Raw genomic sequence first — 19604 nt, 5'->3', positions numbered from 1 at the left:
CCTGTCGCTTACGTCCGACCGGACGCTGACGACAGAGATCGGACACAGGTGTAACGGGCCGAGCGGGCCACAGGGCGATACTTGCATCGTCGGCCGCGCATCGGTCGCTCCGCCCCCCGACGGGACGGGTTTCCCTCCTCATCCAACCTCCGGTCCCATGCTTACGCTCGCATCCCTCTCCGCCCTCTTCGCCGGCGCGCTCCTCGCCGTCACCTCGCGCAGCACGTCCGCGCACTCCCGGTTCTCGGTCGATTTCTCGCTGGGCGACCTCCGCTTCACGAATGAGGAGATCGAGCAGGACCTCTTCGAGCAGTTCGAGCGGCTGGACGCGTAGTCCTGCTCCCCGCCGCTCCCTTCTCTACCGCGACGGAGGGGTCAGTCCGTGCCGCGCTCGAAACGCTCGCGGAGGCGGAGGACGTGGAGGGCGACGGCGTTGCGCACCTCGTAGGTCGCCTCGTAGAGCCGGTGGTAGTCGGCCGCGCTCATGTACGGCGCGTTGCGGAGCCGCTGGAGCGCGTCGAGCGCGTCGTTCGCCACGGCGAGCCCGCGCTTGACGTACGCGATGTTGCCGCCGAGCGTATCGCGCTCGTAGCCGACGGCGTGCCCGCCGCCGATCTTCGCTGCGATCTGGAGCGCGTTCGAGCAGAACTGGACGAACTCGCCGTCTTTGACTCGCGCAGGAATGGGTTCGGACCAGCGGAGCACGGTGGTGGCGAGCGCGCGGGCGGCGCGGTAGACCGCGAGCGCTTCGACGGGCTGCTGCTCGGGGAAGTCGGCGAGGCCGGCCTTCCACTCCTCGCCCACCACATCCTCGGGCTCGGCGTCGTCGGCCTCGCGCTCCCACACGGGGAGGTCGTCCACCGATCCTTCGAAGCCAGTACGACGGCGGATGTAGGCTTCGAGCCGGGCCTTCCACGCGGCCTCGTCCTCAGCCGACGCGCCCTCCGGCGGGGGCGGCGTGCGATTCATGAACTCCGTCAGGAGGGCCATGAACCGGTCGATGCGGCGGTCCTTCTCGCTCAGGAAGTCCTCCCACCGGTGCTCGTCCCAGACGTCGTCGGACATAGGCGTTGGCAAAGGAACGGGGAACGGCGACTCAGCCGAGGCCCTGCACGACGGCACGCATCAGGGCGGTGAGGTGGGGCTCGGCCTCGCCGGCGGCGGCGAGCACGTCTTCGATGGAGACGGGTTCGAGCGCGTCGGGGAAGCACTCGTCGGTGATGACGGAAATCGCGAGGCAGCGCAGCCCCATATGTCGCGCCACAATCACCTCGGGCACCGTGCTCATCCCGACAGCGTCGGCGCCGATCGTGCGGAGGAAGCGGTACTCGGCCCGCGTCTCCAGGTTCGGACCCTCGACGGCGACGTAAACGCCCTGCTGGAGCTTGATCGCCCGTTCGAGCGCGGCCTCCTCGACGAGCTTGCGGAGCACTTCGTCGTAGGGCTTACTCATGTCGGGGAAGCGCGGTCCCCACGCATCATCGTTCGGGCCAATGAGCGGGTTCGCACCCTGCAGGTTGATGTGGTCGGTCAGCAGCATGAGGTCGCCGCGCCGGTAGTTCGGGTTCATCCCTCCGGCCGCATTCGAGATCAGGAGGGTGTCGACGCCGAGCGCGGCGAGGACGCGGACGGGGAAGGTGATCTCCTTCGGTCCATAGCCCTCGTAGAGGTGGAAGCGGCCTTGCAGGGCGATGACCGGGACGCCGTCGAGCCGTCCGAGGAGGAGCTTGCCGTGGTGGCTCTCGACCGTCGAAACGGGGAAGTGCGGGATGTCGTCGTACGAGAGCACCGCGTCGGCGTCGATCTCGTCGGCGAGTGCGCCGAGGCCGGTGCCGAGGATGATGCCGACGCGCGCCTCGGTGGTGGCGTGCTCGCGGATCGCGGCGGCGGCTTCATCGACGCGGCGGCGGTAGTGGACTGCATCCATGGACTGATTGGGTGGTTGGCTGCGCCGCTGCTTCGCAGTCGCTGATTGAAGGATTTCGGGGTGCCAGCCAATCAGCGGATCGGCCGATTACCCAATGGCTCAGTCGAGGTCTTCGAGGATGCGGCGGATGCGCTCTTTCTCCGAGTCCGTCGTCGACTCAGCCTCGTTGTCGGAGGCGTCGGCTTCGGACTGGTTGACGATGGAGCGGAGCGTCCACGCCGGCTCGTCGTCCATCCCGTCGTCGTAGGACTCGGTTTCGTCCGGCTCGGGCGCGTCGGGCTCGCGCTGGCTCTCGGCCTCGGCGGCGCGGGCGTAGAGGTCGCCGTACGTCGAGCCGCGTGGCTCGGTGGTTTCGGCGTCGTCTTCGGGCGCCGCGGCGTCGGGGAGACTGGAGGCAGGGGCCGGATCCGCGATAGTAGCGCGGGGCGCGGGCTCACTCCGGCCGGCGGGTGGCGTCGGCAGTGCCTCGGCCGGCGTGGAGGGCATGAGCTGCATGAACCCGATCGGGCGGTCCTCCTCGTGCCGGGCAAGGATTTCGAGCTCTGACATCAGGAAGTGGCGCAGCCGAGCGGTGATCTCGTCGTGCCGATGCGTGAGGTTGGTGATGTCGTGGCGGAGGCGGCCCTGCCGCTGATCGGCCTCCTGCAAGATCTGCTCGGCCCTCAGCTCGGCCTCTTCGACGATGAGGCGGGCGCGCTCCTCGGCGTGCTCCTGCGTCCGTTTCGCGCCGCTCCGCGCGGTCTGGAGCGCCTCGTGCAGCGCGCTCTCCACCTTCTCGTAGTGCTCGATCTTGCCTTCGAGCTCGCGCACGCGGTCGCGCGCGTGGCGGAGCTCGTCGAGCAGCTCCTCCCACTGCCGGGAGACCATCTCGTTGAAAGCAACGACCTCCTCCGGGTCGTAGCCCCGGAGCTTCGAGGCGAACTCATGCTTGCGGATGTCGAGCGGCGTCAGCTTCATCGGCGTGGGGTCAGGGGTGGACGGGAGAGCGCGCCGTGACGGCGTAGAGCGCGGCGACCTCGTGTCCGATTTCGGAGGTGCGGTCGGCGAGGGTGGTGTGGTGGCGGCGGAGCCGGGCGAGCGTGCGGGCCGCGTGCTCCTCGGCGTCGCGCTGCCGGTGGCGCAGCAGGAGCGCGAGGAGGACGAGGGCGGTGACGGCCAAGATGACGAGCGAGAGTTCCATCATACGCAGGTAAAGATACACTGGAAGCGAGCGTGGATCGGGCCGCGCCACGTACGGGCTCGGGGCGTCCGGCCCCGTCAGCCTATCGGCCGCTCCCCGAAGAGGGCCGAGCCGAGCCGCACGTCCGTCGCGCCCTCCTCGACGGCCACCTCGAAATCCCCGCTCATCCCCATCGACAAGCGGCGGAGGTCGACGTGCGGGTTCGCGCTCGCATCGTACGTCTCGGCGAGCGTGCGGAGCCGGCGGAACTGCGGCCGGACGACGGTCTCCAAATCGTCCTCCGTGTCGACGGGCTCGGCGAGCGTCATCAGCCCGACGATGCGGAGGTGCTCGAATGCGGCGAGCCGGTCGAGGAAGGCGTGGACGTCGGCGGGCGCGAGGCCGGACTTCGTGTCCTCGTCGGAGACGTTGACCTGGACGAAGCACGGGAAGACGCGCTCGGCGTCGGCGGCGCGTTTGTCGAGCTCTTTCGCGAGCCGGTCGCTGTCGAGCGCGTGGAAGAGGTCGGCGTGTTCGAGCGTCTTTTTGGCCTTGTTGCGCTGGAGCGGGCCGATGAGGTGCCAGCGGATCGCGCCCCCGCTCACGGCACCGGGGATCGCGCCCGCCTTCTCTTCCAGCTCCTGCACTCGGTTCTCGCCGAAGTCGGTCAGCCCCGCCTCGATCCCCGCCTGCACCACTTCGATGGGGAACGTCTTGCTCACGGCGACGAGGCGGACGGCGCCCGGGTCACGCCCGGCGCGGTCGCAGGCGGCGGCGATGCGGTCGCGGGCCTCATCGGCCCGGCGGCGGATGTCGGAGACCAGGGCAGCTACGTCAGTGTCGGGCATGGGAAGGGACGGGCAGCGAGAGGGGGCCGCAGAAAATACGAGCGGCCGCGGACGCATTTCTTCCCCGACCGAGCACGTTTCTTCTCCATTCCGAGGCGGAGAAGGGACGCCGCCGTGCGGTGCGAACGGGGGACGCGGCGCGGCAGGGTCCTTGCAAACAACGGCGTATCTCTCCTCCCTATCCCCTCACGCCATGTCCTCCACCTCGCTCCCCCACCTCATCGGCGCCGCCCGCGCCGAGTGGCTCAACGGTGACCCTCAAGCCTGGACGCGCTACGTCGCGTGCTGCCTCGAACTCGACGCCGAGCTGCGGAACGCGCAGCGCGTATCCACACCCCAGCTAGTCCCGAGTCCCGAACCTTCGCCCGAGCAGCCCCGAATGCAGCACTGACAATATCCCGGTGCGTGAAAGCGTTATGAAGGCCGTCCTCTCTGGTCAGCCTTCCTGCTCATGCGCCTACTCCCGTTCGTCCTGCTCTCGCTCCTCTCGCTGCCGGCCACGGCGCAGATCATCGTCCCGCCGCGCCCCGTCCCCGTCACGGACCGGCCCGTCGAGATGGCATCCCTTGAGATCGACGGGCGGATCGTGGATCAGGTGGCCGAGGTCACGGTCCGGCAGACGCTCTTCAACCCGAACGAGCGTCCGGTCGAGACGGAGTTCCTGTTTCCGATCCCGCCGGACGCCGCGGTGCAGGACCTTGTGCTGCTCGTCGACGGGCAGGAGTTGACGGGCGAGGTGCTGCCGAAGGACGAGGCCCGGCGGCGCTACGAGGAGATCGTCCGCCGCATGATCGACCCGGCGCTGATGGAGTACGCCGGCTACGGGCTCTACCGGACGAGCGTGTTTCCGGTGCCCGCGCGCGGCGAGAGTACGGTCGTCTTCCGCTACACCGAGGTCGCGGCGCGCGACGGCGACCGCGTCACGTTCAGCTACCCGTTCGGGCTCGCCCGGCAGCAGGACGCCGTCGGCCGGCTCCGCATCGGGCTCACGATCACGGGCGAGGCCGGGGCCGTCTACAGCCCGTCGCACGACGTCGAGATCGAGCGCGAGCGCGGCCGGACGCGCGTCCGCTTCAATGCCGACGACGTGCGGTTGGAGCGCGACTTTCGCCTGATCTACGAGCCCGCGAGCGACGGCCCCGTCAGCGCGACGCTGCTCAGCCACTGGCCGCGCGGCGCGCAGGACGGCTACTTCCTCCTCCTCGCCAGCCCCGAGGTCCGCGAGGTCGCGGAGCAGGCGCTCCCAAAAACCGTCGTCTTCGTGATCGACCGCTCGGGCTCGATGGCCGGGCGCAAGATGGAGCAGGCGAAGGACGCGCTCTCGTTCGTGCTCGACAACCTCGGCGACGACGACCTCTTCAACGTCGTCGCCTACGACGACCGCGTGGAGACGTTCGAGCCGGAATTGCAACGGTATTCGCCGGAGACGCGGCGCGCCGCGCTCGACTACGTCGACGGCCTCCGCCCCGGCGGCAGCACGAACATCGACGGCGCGCTCACCGAAGCGCTCGGCCTGCTCGGCGACGACGGGCGGCCCGCCTACGTCCTCTTCCTCACCGACGGGCTCCCGACGGCCGGCGAGCAGGGCGAAGGGGCCATCGCTGCGAACGCCGACCGGGCGAACGGCGCGCACGCCCGCATCTTCTCCTTCGGCGTCGGCTACGACGTCAACGCCCGCCTGCTCGAACGGCTCGCCGCGACGAGCGGCGGCACGACGGAGTACGTCCGCCCCGAGGACGACCTCGAAGCCAGCGTCGCCGCGCTCTACACCCGGCTCACGAGCCCCGTCCTCTCCGGCCTCGAGATCGCCTTCGACGGGACGCGCGTGAACCGGGCCTACCCCCGCGCCCTCCCCGATCTGTTCGAAGGCAGCCAGGTCGTGTGGGCCGGGCGCTACACGCGCGGCGGCGACGTGACCGTCCGCCTCACCGGCCGCGCGGGCGACGACACGCACACGATGACGTTCCGCGCCGACCTCGCCGCCGAGGGCGACCGCGCACGCCACAGCTTCATCGAGCCGCTCTGGGCCTCGCGCCGCGTCGCCGACCTGCTGGAGCAGATCGACCTCAACGGGCAGAACGAGGAACTCGTCGACGAACTCGTCGCGCTCTCGACGCGCTACGGCATCCTCACGCCGTACACCTCCTTCCTCGCCGAAGAGGAAGGTGCGTTCGCCGCCGGCAACGTGCAGGTGCAGCGAGCACAGGACGACCTCATGCAGCTCGAATCCGTCAGCGGTGCCGACGGCGTCGGGCAGCGCTCGATGCGCGCCGACCTCGCCGCGAAGGCGCAGGCCCCGTCCTCAACCGTGTTCTACGGCGCCGACGGCGGACGCCGCGAGGTCTCGACGGTGCAGACCGTCGGCACGCGGGCGTTCTACCAGCGCGGCACCCTCTGGATCGACGCCGGCTTGCTGGAGACGGAGCCGGGCGACGCCCGCGAGATCGAGCAGTTCTCGGACGCGTACTTCGAGCTAGCTCGCCAACTGCCCGAAGAGTCGGTCGTGTACCTCACCTTCGACGAAGACGTGCTCGTCGAGCTGGACGGCGAGGCGTTCTTGATCCGCGCCGTGCGGAGCTGAGCCGCCGCGTACACCTATAGAGGGGTTGTCATTGCGAGCGAAGCGAAGCAATCTCCCGAGGGTCGAGCAGACCGACGGCAGGGCGAGCGCATTCTCCCCAGACGTGTCATCCTGAGCTTGCGAAGGATCTCAACGCCGATCTCGCAAGCCATCGAACCGACGCTGACGTGTGGAATGCTCACGTGGAGATCCTTCACGTCCGTTCAGGATGACAGGGTGGCAAGTGCCGTAGCTTCTCGGCTCGTCTCCCGCCACTGCCCCACACCCCGATGCCCGAACTGCCCCGCCTCCTCGCCGCTCTCGACAACCGCCGCGCCGAGTTTCTCGCCGGGCTCGAATCGGTCCCTCCCGAGCAGCGCGACCGTGCGCCCTCGCAGGCGGCGTGGTCGCCGCTCCAGATCGGCGAGCACCTGCTGATCTCCGAGCGCGGATTCGCCCACATCACCGCCCGGCAGCTCGAAAAGGGGGACGACCGGCGGCGCTTCGGCGAGCCGTCAGAGCGGTCCGTGGAGGGGCTGATTCAGGCGATGCGGACGCCCGCCCAGTTCAAGATCCCCAAGGGCGTCGAGGCGATCGCCCCGACGGGTGCCGTACCGTACGACGTGCTCCGCCGCGACTGGCAGGCAGCCGGCGAGCGCTGGCACGAGATCATCGCCACGTTCCCGCCCGAGCTAGAGACGGAGGCCCTCGTTATGCACCCCGTCGGCGGGCCGCTCACGACGGCGCAGACGCTCCGCTTTCTCGAAGCGCACATCGAGCATCACCTCCACCAACTCGGCCGCACGGTGCGCGCGCTCAACCAAGCTCCCGCGTAATCGGCGTCAGTCCGCCGTGCCCGATGTGAGGGTGACGGTCGGCGGTGGCGGGGCGAGGACGAGCGTGTCGAGGGCCGTCGCCGTCGAGTCGGCGAGGTCGCGGAAGAGCGGAGGCGGCGGGATCGACGCCTCGAAGCAGCGGCCCCACGTGACGAGCGTTTCCGTATCGGTCGAGCCCGCGTCGGTCCGGTAGCCCGTCCACTCGACGCAGACCTCCAGCCCGCCGTCATCCGTCACGGCCATCTCGACCCACTGGCCGGGGTGCGGCGGCAGCACGGACGGGTTGGGGTATTCGCCCTCGCTGTACGGCCCGCCCTTCGTCGAGCCCGTCTGGTCGAGCGGCGCGGCCTGGATCACCGGAATCGGTGCCCCGCCGCCCGAGGCGTAGTCGCTGTTCGTACCGTCGTCCATCGCTACCATGTGCGCGTCGCCGGCGACGATGACGAGGCCTTCGACCCCGTTGTCCTTCAAGAAATCGGCGATCTCGCGGCGCTCCTGCGGGAAGCCACCCCACGTGTCGGACCTCGGCGAGGGCGGGGCGATCCACGGGACCGTACTGACCCAGACGATGACGGGGTAGCGGCCGTTCGCGTCGAGGAGCTGGCGCTTGAACCACGCCTTTTGCTCCGCGCCCATCGTCGTCCGCCCGCCCGGCTCGCCGAAGTCCACGGGGTCGCGGGGCGAGCGGAGGTCGGTCACGATGAAGCGGACGCGGCCGACCGAGAACGCCTGGTAGATCGGCCCGCCGGGGAGCGGGTAGTGTGGGACGAGCGCGTCGTACGTCTCGCGCGCGGCCTCCTGCCCTGGCGCGATCCGGTCGCTGTTGTTCGGGCCGAAGTCGTGGTCGTCCCAGACGTAGACGATCGGCGTGGAGCGGTAGAGCGCGGCCTGCCGGGGCGAGCGGAGGACGCGACCGAACGCCCGCCGATAAAACCCCGCGCTGTTCACCGCGATGTCCTCGTAGAACATGTCGCCGACGTGGAGGAAGAACAGCGGCTCGCTCTCGCGGATGACATCGTACACGGGCTGATCGGACCCAGTGAGCGAGCACCCGCCAATCGCGACGTCGAACGAGAACGGACCATCCTCCGGCGTGCGGAACCTCCCCTCGCGCAACGTCTCCTCGCCCGACTCGAAGGCGTAGGCATAGCGCACCCCCGGCGTCAGCCCTTCGACGTGGGCCGTGACGACGCGCCCACCGTCCGCGACCGTGAACGGCTCCGACCGCGCCGTTGCCAGCGTATCGGCGTCGGGCCGCACGACGAGGCGGACGGGCCCGCTCGACCACAACCCGGCGACGATGCGGATCGAGGTCGGCGTGAGGGCGCCGGACCAGACGAAGCCAGCGGGCGGCACGGTCTCCATCAGCGCGAGCCGGGCGCCGGGCGCCGCCTCGCGGCACCCGGTCCACACGAGGGCCACGAGACAGACGGTCAACACGATCCCACGCCTCCGCATCACTGCCCCCCCTCCACAGTCTGCGCTGATTTGGGCGAAGCGGTATCGCCGGCGTCGTTCCGCCTCGCGCTCACCTCTTCGGGGGTGGGCACGTCAAAGCACCGGCTCATCTCCACGAGCGGGCGCGAGCTCGGCCGGTCCCACCGCGTGCGGTAGCCGGTCCAGCGGACGCAGACGGCGTTGGCTCCGTCGTCCTCCACCTCCATCAGCGTCCACTGCCCGTTGTGCGGCGGGAAGACGGTGGGGCCCGGATAGGCGCCCTCGCTGTACGGGCCGCCCTTTTCCGAGCCCGCCTGATCGAGCGGCGCGGACTGGATCACGGGGATCGGGACGCCGTCGCCCCCGGTGGAGAAATCGCTGTTGGAGCCGTCGTCCATCGCCACCATGTGGGCGTCGCCGCCCATGATGAAGATGTCGTCGATCTCGTGCTCCTTGAGGAAGTTGGCGATGTCCTCCCGCTCCTCGGCGTAGCCGCCCCACGAGTCGCTCCGGGGGTTGGCGCGGTAGATCCACGGCACCGTGCTGACCCATACGACGACCTGGCCGTCCTCCTTCGCACGAAGGAGCTCCTGCTCGAACCAGTCCTTCTGCCGCTCCCCCATCATCGTCGGAACGCGGTCGAAGAGGCGGTGGTGCGGGCGTCGCGACGAGCGGAGGTCGGTCAGGATGAAGCGGAGACGACCCACCGTGAAGGACTGGAAGATGGGTACGTTGCCGAGCCCCGCTGCGAGGGGGTAGTGCGGGATCATCGTGCGGTACGCCTCGCGCGCGGCTTCCTGCCCCGGCGCGAACCGGTCGCTGTTGTTGGGGCCGTAGTCGTGGTCGTCCCACATGTACGCGATCGGCGTGCTGCGGTAGAGCGCGGCCTGCGACCGGGAGGCGAGGACGTCGCGGTAAGCCTGGCGGTACACGTCCGGGTCTTCGGAGTCGAGGTTCTCGTAGTGGAAGTCGCCGACGTGGAGGAAGAACAGCGGCTCCTGCCGGCGGATCACGTCGAAGATGGGGCGGTCGGAGCCCGTCGTCGCGCAGCCTCCGGCGATCACGGTGAAGGAGAACGGCCCCTCCGGCGGTGTGCGGAACGTCCCCACCTTCAGCGTGTCGAGCACGCCGTCGACCTCTACGGCGTAGCCGTAGACGGAGTCCGGCTCGAGCGCCTCGATCTCGAACGCGACCGTGCGGCTGGCCTCGTCGACGGGGCGGTAGCCGGAGTAATACACGTCGCGCTCGAACTCCCCTCCGCCGGCGAGCGCGACGCGGACGCTGTCCGCCGTCCCTGAGAGCCCGGCGACGATGCGGATCGACGTTGGCTGGAGCGCGCCCGACCATACGAACTCGACGCGCGGGGTCTGGGCGAGGGCGAGGGACGGGAAGAGGACGAAGAGGAGGAGAGCGAGCGAGCGAAGCGCGCCGTTGGAAAGCATCGAGGTACGGAGGGCAGCGTGGATGAGACCGGCGCGAGCCGGATGCTGGAGTGCAGAGGAGAGAGGCTGAACGTGCCGACGGGCCGATTGGTTCAGACCATCCCCCTCCGTACCAACGCCAAAATGGGCCGCCGTAGTGCACTGCCGCGCCCCGGGGGCGCCCGTCGTTACGCGCCGGGGCCGTCGTCCGGGGGCTGACTGTAGCGCCGGCTAGGCCGGTGGCCGGCGGTGCGGCGGACCATCTCGTCGTAGGCCTGCTGGCACAGCCACGCTTCGCCGTCGGTGTAGGCGGGCCGGAGGTAGTACGTGCCCTTGCGGTGGATCGGGAGATCGTACGCGATGCAGCGCTCGCTCGGGGGATCGCCGTCGGAGCGCCGCCACTTCACGCGGCGCCACGGGCGCTCGGCGAGCGCTTTCCAGAAGGCGTCGTCGCGGTCCAGCTTCACCGGGCTACCCTCGGAGCCGACGGCCGAGCGTCCGCTCCACCTCCGCCTCCGCATCGAACTCCGCGTCTTCCCCGAACCCCGCCTCGGCGTCGAGATAACGGTCGCCCCCGGGGGGTGCGATGTCGGCGCGGTGCTCCAACTCCTCGATCCGCCCCACGAGCGGCGCGTTCGCCTCGCGTACGACCTCGGCGAGCATCCGCTTCAGTTCACCGGCCGTGACGCCGGCAGCGTCGCCCTTTCCCCGCACAGCCTCGAGCTGGGACTTCTTGTACTCCATCACCATCTTCAGGATGGTAATCGGCAGACCGACGGTTAGCGAGATGACGAGCACGAACTCGAAAAATTCCATGGCACAGGGCGTGGGATGGACAAGGGACGCAAGGGGGTACGAACGCGGTGCAGCGCCGGTTGCGAGGGTTTGCGGCAGCTTCAACGTCCTCCAAAGAAACGACAGCGGAGCCAGCTCTGTCCTGCTTCGGCCGGCCCGTGAGTAACTTTGGCGGCCCGGCGCGCGGCTACCGAGTCGCACCGCCGGCCGCCCCTCTCCGATGGCCGCTCTCCGTTTCCGACCCCGCCACCCCGCCGACTCCATGCTCCGTCTCGCCTCCCTCGTCCTCCTCGCCTGCCTCTTCGCCTCCTCCGCCACGGCGCAACGCGGCGGCCTCAACCCCCGCTTCGGCGCCGGCTTCGACGCCCTCCTCTCCCTCGCCAGCGGCGACGTGCTCGACGACGGGTTCGGCCTCGGCGTCCGGGGCCGTGCCTCGTTCCCCATCAACGCCGACTTCTCGGTGGCCGTCGGCGCCGGGTTCGCAGGCTTCCTCCTCGGCGGGCGCGACGACGCGAACTACCTCTTCAACCCGCAGGTCTCGGGCATCGTCACGCTCCCGCGCTCGCCGCAGTGGGCGCGCTACCTCATCGGCGGCTTCGGCGGCTACTTCCCCCTCGGCGACTCGAACGCGGAGGGCGGGCCGGCGCTCCACCTCGGCCTCGGCTGGGTGCGCCCGCTCAACGAGTCGTCGCTGTACGTCGAGATCGACCCGGCGCTCGTGATCGGCGAGTCGCGGACGGCGCTGATCGTGCCGGCCCGCGTCGGCGTCATCTTTTGAGTGTGGGACGTGTGGACGACCGAGCCTCCGCCGGGGTCTGAAGCCCCGGCTTACAGCGTAAGCCCCGCTGGGGCTGACACTTTGAAGTCCGAGGTAGGGCGCTTCAGCGTCGTTCGGCCTGTGAGCCCGGTGGTTTACCGCCGGGCGGTCGTCGTCAGGCTTCACCTGCGCTCCGCATTCGCCACCCTTCATACTCGCTCCTCCATCCTCCAGCCCGCTCACGTCACACGGCGGAGGATCGACTGAAGCCGCTCGTGGTCGTCGTCGAGCAGGCGGCTGAGGGCGCGGCCGGCGCTGAGGAGCGCACGCGTGCCCTCCTCACCCGCGCCGTAGGCTTTATACGTCCGGCGGAGGAGCGCCACAAGCAGGTCGTCCGTCGGGACGCCCATCTCCGGGTGGCGGACGAGCGTGCGGAGGTAGTCGAACGGTGTACCGAGCGCGCAGACGGTGTCGTCGCTGCACGGGCGGACCATGTCGTGGAGCGCAGCGGGACGTGGCGGGAGCGTTTGATGCAGGGTGCCGCGCGCGTCACGATACGCGAGGACCTGGGCGCGGAATGTCGTGCGGATCAGTTCCATCACCTGCGGCATCTCGCGGCGGAGCGTCGCCCGGTCCATCCCGAGCGCCATCGCCCGGCGGCCCGGCTCCACGCTCCCGGTCTCGACGTGCGCCACGACGGCGAAGAGCGACGTGCCTTCCTCCAGCACGACCTCCGCCCACGCGCCGAAGTCCGGCGCCTCGGCGTCGCGCAGCACCTCGGCCACGAAGTGCCGCGTGCTCGACTCGATGACTTCGGCGATAGGATCGGACATCTGTTTCTGATGCGAATTATGCAAACAGGCGGGCTATAGTAGCCTGAACCCACCGAAGGCCAAAGATTGCGGCGAATCCGTAAAGCCAAGCATCAATAAAAATCCCGAGAAGGGCGAAGATCTCTAAACCGGCTCCCCACCATGTAGCCTCACTCGAGGCAAAGGCACTGCTGATAGTCCGGAAGAGGAGACTCAACGGAAAATTTAGGACAGCATAGATACTAGTGGCAGTACGTCCCCAGACAGTATCTCCTTCGGCTGGATCAAGGGTGCCCTCATTGGTGCCAAATAGGATCGCAAAACCGAAAAACCCTACGACGAGCAAAATGAGAGCGATGATCGAGGCTAAGAGTAGATCCCTCAACCATTCGCCTTTCGTCCCTTGATGACGTAAAGTTCGCATCAACAGCAATTGGATGTCACGCGCTCGCTTTGTACAAGCCGCCTCAAATCCGCGGCGCGCGTTTCGAGGCGGCTTTCTGCGAGCCGGCGTAGCCGCGCAGACCGGCCCGCTGCATCTCGCGTTCGAGGATGCGGTAGAACAGCGCCTTCTCCTGCGCTCGGATCACGGCGCGCTCGTGCGCCTCGGTGAGGATGATCGGATAGCCGCCGCCCTTCTCCGCCTGATCGACGACGACGGCGTGGATGAGGTCGAGCCAGCCCGGCTGCTCGGCCACCCACGCGGGCAGTTCGACGCGACCCACCTCTTCGGGGAGGCGGACGTAGAAATAGCAGATCCGGTGGTGCGGCCCGTACTCCCGCTGGATGTGCGAGCCCGACTCGAAGAGCGCCGACCGCTCGCCGACCTGCAACGTCCGCTCGAACACGAGCCGGTCGACGAGCCCGAGCACGGAGTCCGCGTCGGGCGCGTCGTCGGGCTCCTCGCGGAAGAGGCCGAGGAGGTTGATGAGTTCGGTGTTGCCCGGCATCGAGACGTACGAGCAGACGGGGATGCCCTCGTCGCGGAAGCGTTCGAGGATCGCGAGGTAGCGCTGGATGAGCTTGTCTTCGAGCACGCGGTGGTTCATCCCGCGCAGCATCCAGCGGATCAGCGTGCCGTCGGCGAGGGCGAGGACGGGGCGGGCGCTGCGGCGCTCGGCGAAGGCGGTCTCGAAGAGCCAGTGGAGTTCCTGCTCGTCGCGGAGCGCGGAGACGACTTCCGTCGATACGTCGAAGAACGCCTCCTCGCCCTCGTCGGCGTTGAGTTCGTCGAGGTCGCGGCGGCGGAAGCGGAGCTCGGGCTCGGCCGCCATGAGGGGTGGTTCCTCGGTGCCGTAGTGGAACGCGATCCGGCTGACGTTGAGGAGGTAGCACGTCGGCTCGACGTGGCGGTCGGGGTAGATCTGCGAGCCGTCCGTGGCGACGAGCGTGATGGGCGTCGGGCGCGGGCCGCACGTCGCGCAGCCGTCGGGCCGCTCGCGGAGACCGGCGACGAGCGTGCGGGGGCGGTCGTGGGCGACGCGGTCGCGGAGCGCCTCCCATTCCGGTGCACAATCGCGGAAGGCGTCGAGCGCGAGCTTCAGCTTGTCGACGCGGCGCGCGTCTTCGTCCACGCGGTACGCGCTGAAGTCGGAGAGCTGCGAGTGGAGGCGGTGGAAGTCGAGCACGCGGGCGGCGGGGAGTTGGAAACGGCTCCGAAGATAAGCGACCGGGCGCGTGGCGAGGTTCGCCACCTAACAGCCTTCGAGCCGCCTGTGTCGGCGCACATGCTCGGAATGGGGAGCAGACGCGCTCCTCACAGACGATTGGGAATCGGAGGAGCAATGCGTACTCTATGGATAGTCCCCTAATTCCTTGTTACGGAACAAACGGCGAGCGACCATCCCAGCGTGCGCGACCCCTCTGCTCTAACGACCTCCGCTCCCATGCGCCGTTCCGCCTTCGTTCTCCTCGCGCTCCTCGCTGGGTTCGCCGTACCCGCGACCGCGCAGCCGGTCCCCGCGCTGGAGGGGGCACTCTTCGTCGGGGACGACACCGACGCGGGCGACTTCCTCGGCTCCTGTGCCGCCGCTGCTGTCGTGCCCGACGCTGCTCCCGAAGCAGGACTGCCGCCCGCCGGTCCCCTCGCCCTCGGTGGGGCACCGGGCACGTTCCCGCCTCAGGCCGCCTACCTCTTCACGCGCTCGGGCGGCGAGTGGATGCAGGCGGATCGGCTCGATGCCGACGCGGCTGGATTCCTCGGCGTCGCCTGCGCGCTCTCCGCCGACGGCACGCTTGCCGTCGTCGGGGCTCCCGTCCGCGTCGCGCCCCCGGCCTCGGGGATGTACAACGGAGCCGCCCACGTCTTCCGCTACGACGCCTCGACCGGGGCGTGGACGCAAGAGGCCGCCCTCCGCGTGGCCGACCTCGAAGACAGCCGCTTCTTCGGGCAGGCCGTCGCCGTCGCCCGCGACGGCACCGGCACCGCCGCCACCGAGGAGCGGATCATCACCCTCGGCGGCGGGCGGGCCTGGGTGCTGCGCCGGTCCAACGCCCCGGATGCGGTGTGGGTGGAGGAGGCCCGCTTCGAACCGGAGCCGGGCGACACCTTCCAGGGCCTCACCGTGGACGGAGCGCGCCCGCACCAGCGGGCATCCATCGTGCACGGCACCGACGGGGTGTGGCGGGCGATGGCGGGCGGCCCCTACAGCGGGGGCTCGCCCTTCCGGGGCGCGGCCTACCTCTGGCGATTGGACGAGAGCCCCGGCGCTCCGGGCGGAGGCGCATGGGTGCAGGAGGCGCGGTTCCTCGGCGGCAACGGGGCGTGCCTCGGGCACGCGGTGGCGCTGGCCGAGGTGGGCGGCGTGTGGCTGGCGGCGGCGGGGGCGACGGAGGGCTGCCTCGGCGGCGGGGTCGGCGCGGGCTACGTCCGCGTGTGGCGGCTCGAAGGGGAGCCCGGCGAGGTCGGCACGTGGGTCCAAGAGGCGGAGCTGACGCTGCCGCCCGGGGAGGAGGGGCTGGAGCAGTTCGGCTACGGCGTAGCGCTCTCGACGGGGCCGGGGGGCAAGGCGGTCCTCGTGGCCTCGGCGTTCCTGCGTGGGGGGGCGACGGCCCCGCCGCTGGGGGCGTTCGTGTTCACGCGTAGCGAGGGAACCGAGCCGACGTGGCGCGCGGTGGCGAAGCTCTCGACGGTGACGGCGGCGTCCCCCTTCGGCAGCGGGTGGGCGGTGGGGGTGAGCGGGTCGCTGGCGGTGGTGGGGCACCCGGAGGAGGACACAGCGGGGGCGGACGCGGGGGCGGTGTTCGCCTTCGACCTCGCGGGCGTGCTCACGGCGGCGGAGGACGCGCCGGGTGTTTCCCCGGTGGGCCTCGCAGTGTCGGTGGCGCCGAACCCGGCGCGGGGCCGGGCCGTCGTGCGGTTCACGCTGGCCGAGGCGGGGCCGGTGCGCGTGGCGGTGATGGACGTGCTCGGGCGGCGGGCGCGCTCGGTGGACCTCGGCGTGCGGGGGGCGGGCGCGCACACGGCGGCGCTCGACCTCGGGGGCCTCGCGCCGGGGCTCTACCTCGTCCGCGTGCACACGGGCACGGCGACGGGGGCGGCACGGATGGTGCTCATGCGATGAGCCGCCGTGACACCGCCGACAGGGACCGTGGCTGAGGAGCACGCGGGCGGCGAGGGTTAGGACGCCGCGAAGATACCACGGCGGCGATGGGCCGAGGGAACGCTTGGGCAGCGAGCGCGTGAGCGCGTCGGGTTCAAAATCCTCCACCGCGTGGCCGGACTCTACGTCCATATCCCCTTCTGCTCGCAGCGCTGCATCTACTGCGACTTCTACTTCACCACGACGAGCCGCGCCTACCGGCCGTTCGTGGACGCGCTCCTCGTCGAGATCGAGGCGTACGGGCGGGAGTACGGCGCGCGCGAAGCCGTCGAGACGGTCTACTTCGGCGGCGGCACGCCGTCCCTCCTGCCGCTCGAAGAAGTCGCCCGAGTGATGCAAGGCGTCGCCCGCGACTTCGACCTCTCCGAAGTCCGCGAGGTCACGTTCGAGGTCAACCCCGAGGACGCGACGCGGGACTACCTCGGCGGGCTCCGCAGCCTCGGCGTCACGCGGCTCTCGCTCGGCGTGCAGTCGTTCTTCGACGAGGACCTCCGGTTCATGAACCGCGTCCACGGCGCGGCCGAGGCCGAGCGCGCGATCGACACGATCCGCCGCGTCGGGTTCGACTCGTTCTCCGTCGACCTCATCTTCGGGCTGCCGGACCAGCCCGCCGAGCACTGGATGGCGAACCTCGAACGCGCCGCCGGCCTGGGCGTCCCCCACCTCTCGACCTACGGGCTGACGGTCGAGGAGCGGACGCCGCTCGCGAAGCAGGTCGCCCGCGGCCTCGTCCTCCCCACGCCCGACGAGGCCATGCGCGACCGATTCCTCGACACGATGGACACGCTCCGGCACTACGGCTACGAGCACTACGAGGTCTCCAGCTTCGCCCAGCCCGGCGCCCGCAGCCAGCACAACCAGCTCTACTGGCAGCACGCGAACTACCTCGGCTTCGGCCCGAGCGCGCACGCGTTCTGGCGGCAGACGCGCTCGCTCGCCGGGCGCTGGGCGAACGTCCGCAACCTCTCCCGCTACCAGGCCCTCCTCCAGCAGGGCCAGCGCCCGATCGACACGCAGGAACGCCTCGGCGCCGACGACCTCGCCGACGAGTACGTCTTGCTCCGCCTCCGCACCGACGACGGCCTCGACCTCGACGTGCTCGAAGACACGTATGGCGTCGACCTGCTGACGGAGAAGGTCGACGCCCTCGCCGAGCTCGAATCCGCCGGACTCATCCACCCGATCCGCAGCAGCGTCGTACGCCTCACCGATGAGGGCGTGCTCGTCTGCGACGCCGTCACCGCCCGCCTGATCCGCTAGCTCTCAGCTCGCGCGCCGACAGCCCATAGCTAACAGCTAACAGCTCCAAATATGCTCCGCTCTCTCCCCGCCCTCCTCCTGCTCGCCCTCCTCAGCGCCGGCTGCCGCGACGAGGCTCCCGAGCGTACGGCTCCGACCGCGCAGCCCGCCGCCGACATCCCCTTCCGCACCGACGGCACGCTCACGTTCTACCGCGAAGACGGCGAGGACATCGTCACGATCGCCATCGAGATCGCGCAGGGCGACTCGGCGACGCAGCGTGGGCTGATGCAGCGGACCTCGCTCCCCGAACAGAGCGGGATGCTCTTCCTCATGCCGCGCGTCGAGCGCCACGGGTTCTGGATGGCGAACACCCCGCTCTCGCTCGACATCACGTTCGTCACGCCGGACTCGGTCGTCATCAACACGGCGAAGTACACCACGCCGTACTCCACGGAGTCCGTCTACGCCGAAGGGCAGGCCGAATACATCGTCGAGACCCCGGCGGGGTTCACGGACCGCTACGGCATCGCCGCCGGCGACCGCATTCGCTGGACACGAAACGCCCCGCTCTAGCCGCGCTTGAACAGCGTGTATGAAGCATGTGTTAAACGAGGGGCAATAGAAACTAACAGCCGCGCGTTCTCGTTTTAACCGCAACAAAGACGGCAGCCCCGTAAGGCTGCCAAAGCTGAGGGCCCCGGCAACCCCGTAAGGTTGTCGGGGTTTTCTGTATCTCCTCGCTGTCCCGCTTCCCCTACTCCTCCTCCGATGCCGACCGATCTGCCGACGCAATTCTCCGCTCGCCTCGACGCGGACGTCTACGCCCTCCTCGCGCACCGCATCCTCGACGGCGACAACCGCCACCTCGTCCGCAAGCCCGCCGACGATGACGAGCCGGTCCTCTTCCGTGCCACGCTCGACCGCAACGCCGGCACGGTCCGCCTCCTCAACTTCCCGCCGCTCACCGACCGCGTCGGCACCGACCTCGGCCGCGTGACCGCGACGGTGTCGGTCGAGGGCGAGCCCGAGGGCCGCTACGACAGCGAGACCGGCCACATCGAAGTCGAGGTGATCCTGACGTTCGACCCGGACCACGCGCTTGCGCGGACCTCCCGCGTCACGCTCGTCCTCTCCTCCGACGGCCGCATCGAGCAGCCCGAGCTCGACGCGACAGGCTTCGCGCTCGAGCTAGACGAGGGGACGCTCACGCTCACCGGCCACGGCACGTTCGAGAGCGGCACGCTCGACGGCGGCCTGATCTGGCTCGCGATCGCCTGCGCCATCGACGACGTGACCGACGAGGCGTAGCGGGCCCGCTGGGCAGCGTTTAGGTGGCCGACCCTACTTTGCGCTTTTATCGCCCAACCGCTCTCTCCATGGCCTCCGACTCCACGCACGCCGCCGACCTCGCCGGCCGTCCCCCCTGCGAAACGAGTGATGGCGGCGACGACAACGGGGGCGGGCTCCGCTTCGTCGTCGTGTACGGCTCCGTCCGCCCGAAGCGGCAGGGCATCCGCGCCGCCCGCTTCCTCGTCCGCCAGCTCGAAACGCGCGGCCACCACGTCGACCTCATCGACCCCGTCGAGGTCGACCTCCCGCTCCTCACCCGGACGTATTCGGAGTACGCGGAGGGCGAGGCGCCGGAGCCGCTCGAACGCCTCGCCGAGACGTACCGCGCCGCCGACGGCTTCCTGTTCGTCGCGGGCGAGTACAACCACGGCCTGCCGCCCGCGCTCAAGAACCTCATCGACCACTTCCTCCACGAGTATTTCTGGCGGCCGGCCGGCATCGTCACGTACTCAGCGGGGAGCTTCGGCGGCGCGAGGGCCGGCGTCCACCTCCGCGCCGTGCTCGGCGAAGTCGGCCTCGTCACGATTCCCTCGATGCTTCCCGTGCCGAAGGTGTCGGCCGTGTTCGAGATGGACGGGACGGTCAAAGACGAGGCGTACGAGAAACGCACCACCCGCTTCCTCGGGGAGCTGTGCTGGTACGCCCGCGCGCTCCACGCTGCGCGTGTCGACGGCGTGCCCTACGCGTGACCGGGGGAGATCGCAGCGAGCCGATCGATTAGAGCAGGGTTCTGGATGATGTAAGTTGGGGCGACCCCAACTCCTCGCTCATGCGCGCCTTCTCGCTCGACCTCCGCCAACGCGTCCTCGACGCCGCCCTCCGCGGCGACCACACCGAACGAGCCGTCGCCGCCGCCTT

At 69.8% G+C, this 19604-nt stretch carries 21 protein-coding genes; 10 read left to right on the top strand and 11 right to left on the bottom strand.

The features are described 5' to 3' along the window. Positions 1-157 precede the first annotated feature (157 nt). Positions 158-334 carry a hypothetical protein gene (locus tag ABJF88_14020; protein MEP0548047.1) on the top strand — a complete coding sequence of 59 codons (177 nt, stop codon included), beginning with the start codon at positions 158-160 and terminating at the stop codon, positions 332-334. A gap of 41 nt (positions 335-375) precedes the next feature. Here ABJF88_14020 and ABJF88_14015 read toward each other — a convergent pair whose 3' ends face one another. The 5 genes from ABJF88_14015 to ABJF88_13995 form a co-directional block, all read right to left on the bottom strand. Then, complete coding sequence (locus ABJF88_14015) at positions 376-1065, bottom strand: hypothetical protein (protein ID MEP0548046.1); 690 nt, start codon at positions 1063-1065, stop codon at positions 376-378. A gap of 31 nt (positions 1066-1096) precedes the next feature. Then, on the bottom strand, positions 1097-1927 hold the full coding sequence (locus ABJF88_14010) for a purine-nucleoside phosphorylase (protein MEP0548045.1): 831 nt from the start codon (positions 1925-1927) through the stop codon (positions 1097-1099). 99 nt (positions 1928-2026) lie between these two features. Beyond that, entirely contained in the window at positions 2027-2884 is an 858-nt protein-coding gene (locus ABJF88_14005; protein ID MEP0548044.1) for a DivIVA domain-containing protein, read from the bottom strand. Positions 2885-2894: 10 nt separating this feature from the next. Continuing rightward, positions 2895-3107, bottom strand: coding sequence for a hypothetical protein (locus ABJF88_14000; protein ID MEP0548043.1), 213 nt, complete (start codon positions 3105-3107; stop codon positions 2895-2897). 77 nt (positions 3108-3184) lie between these two features. Then, positions 3185-3934 carry a YggS family pyridoxal phosphate-dependent enzyme gene (locus ABJF88_13995; protein MEP0548042.1) on the bottom strand — a complete coding sequence of 250 codons (750 nt, stop codon included), beginning with the start codon at positions 3932-3934 and terminating at the stop codon, positions 3185-3187. A gap of 193 nt (positions 3935-4127) precedes the next feature. Between ABJF88_13995 and ABJF88_13990 the strand changes: the two genes are divergently transcribed. The 3 genes from ABJF88_13990 (at position 4128) to ABJF88_13980 (ending at position 7330) form a co-directional block, all read left to right on the top strand. Continuing rightward, the gene (locus tag ABJF88_13990; GenBank protein MEP0548041.1) at positions 4128-4325 is read left to right on the top strand and encodes a hypothetical protein; all 198 of its coding nucleotides are present in this window, start codon (positions 4128-4130) and stop codon (positions 4323-4325) included. Positions 4326-4385: 60 nt separating this feature from the next. Beyond that, a complete protein-coding gene (locus tag ABJF88_13985; GenBank protein MEP0548040.1) occupies positions 4386-6515 on the top strand; it encodes a VIT and VWA domain-containing protein in 2130 nt (709 codons plus the stop codon). 269 nt (positions 6516-6784) lie between these two features. Then, on the top strand, positions 6785-7330 hold the full coding sequence (locus ABJF88_13980) for a DinB family protein (GenBank protein ID MEP0548039.1): 546 nt from the start codon (positions 6785-6787) through the stop codon (positions 7328-7330). A gap of 6 nt (positions 7331-7336) precedes the next feature. Here ABJF88_13980 and ABJF88_13975 read toward each other — a convergent pair whose 3' ends face one another. From ABJF88_13975 to ABJF88_13960, 4 genes are all read right to left on the bottom strand, one after another. Continuing rightward, positions 7337-8770, bottom strand: a complete 1434-nt coding sequence (locus tag ABJF88_13975) for an alkaline phosphatase D family protein (protein ID MEP0548038.1) — start codon at positions 8768-8770, stop codon at positions 7337-7339. Positions 8771-8787: 17 nt separating this feature from the next. Then, the gene (locus tag ABJF88_13970; GenBank protein MEP0548037.1) at positions 8788-10209 is read right to left on the bottom strand and encodes an alkaline phosphatase D family protein; all 1422 of its coding nucleotides are present in this window, start codon (positions 10207-10209) and stop codon (positions 8788-8790) included. A gap of 167 nt (positions 10210-10376) precedes the next feature. Further along, positions 10377-10655: a hypothetical protein gene (locus tag ABJF88_13965; protein ID MEP0548036.1), complete on the bottom strand. Its 279-nt coding sequence runs from the start codon at positions 10653-10655 to the stop codon at positions 10377-10379. Positions 10656-10659: 4 nt separating this feature from the next. Continuing rightward, positions 10660-11004, bottom strand: coding sequence for a hypothetical protein (locus tag ABJF88_13960; GenBank protein ID MEP0548035.1), 345 nt, complete (start codon positions 11002-11004; stop codon positions 10660-10662). Between the two features lie 241 nt (positions 11005-11245). Here ABJF88_13960 and ABJF88_13955 point away from each other — a divergent pair, with 241 nt between their 5' ends. Continuing rightward, positions 11246-11761 (top strand): hypothetical protein, encoded by a 516-nt coding sequence (locus ABJF88_13955; protein MEP0548034.1) that lies wholly within the window; start codon positions 11246-11248, stop codon positions 11759-11761. 218 nt (positions 11762-11979) lie between these two features. Here the strand turns inward: ABJF88_13955 and ABJF88_13950 are convergent, their stop codons facing one another. Both ABJF88_13950 and ABJF88_13945 read right to left on the bottom strand, forming a co-directional pair. Beyond that, a complete protein-coding gene (locus tag ABJF88_13950; protein ID MEP0548033.1) occupies positions 11980-12573 on the bottom strand; it encodes a hypothetical protein in 594 nt (197 codons plus the stop codon). 446 nt (positions 12574-13019) lie between these two features. Continuing rightward, positions 13020-14246: a DNA double-strand break repair nuclease NurA gene (locus ABJF88_13945; protein MEP0548032.1), complete on the bottom strand. Its 1227-nt coding sequence runs from the start codon at positions 14244-14246 to the stop codon at positions 13020-13022. A 192-nt stretch (positions 14247-14438) separates the two neighbouring features. On the opposite strand from ABJF88_13945, the gene ABJF88_13940 reads away from it, so the two are divergent. From ABJF88_13940 to ABJF88_13920, 5 genes are all read left to right on the top strand, one after another. Continuing rightward, positions 14439-16115, top strand: coding sequence for a T9SS type A sorting domain-containing protein (locus tag ABJF88_13940; GenBank protein ID MEP0548031.1), 1677 nt, complete (start codon positions 14439-14441; stop codon positions 16113-16115). A gap of 150 nt (positions 16116-16265) precedes the next feature. Continuing rightward, the gene (gene hemW, locus ABJF88_13935) at positions 16266-17414 is read left to right on the top strand and encodes a radical SAM family heme chaperone HemW (protein MEP0548030.1); all 1149 of its coding nucleotides are present in this window, start codon (positions 16266-16268) and stop codon (positions 17412-17414) included. Positions 17415-17465: 51 nt separating this feature from the next. Next, entirely contained in the window at positions 17466-17969 is a 504-nt protein-coding gene (locus tag ABJF88_13930; GenBank protein ID MEP0548029.1) for a DUF192 domain-containing protein, read from the top strand. A 195-nt stretch (positions 17970-18164) separates the two neighbouring features. After that, positions 18165-18704, top strand: coding sequence for a hypothetical protein (locus ABJF88_13925; protein ID MEP0548028.1), 540 nt, complete (start codon positions 18165-18167; stop codon positions 18702-18704). Between the two features lie 68 nt (positions 18705-18772). Next, positions 18773-19435: an NADPH-dependent FMN reductase gene (locus ABJF88_13920; protein MEP0548027.1), complete on the top strand. Its 663-nt coding sequence runs from the start codon at positions 18773-18775 to the stop codon at positions 19433-19435. The last annotated feature ends 169 nt before the right edge of the window (positions 19436-19604 follow it).

The sequence above is a fragment of the Rhodothermales bacterium genome, from assembly GCA_039944855.1.
In the GTDB taxonomy this organism is placed as follows: Bacteria; Bacteroidota; Rhodothermia; order Rhodothermales; family JANQRZ01; genus JBBSMX01.
This window is presented reverse-complemented; position numbering and strand designations above follow the sequence as displayed.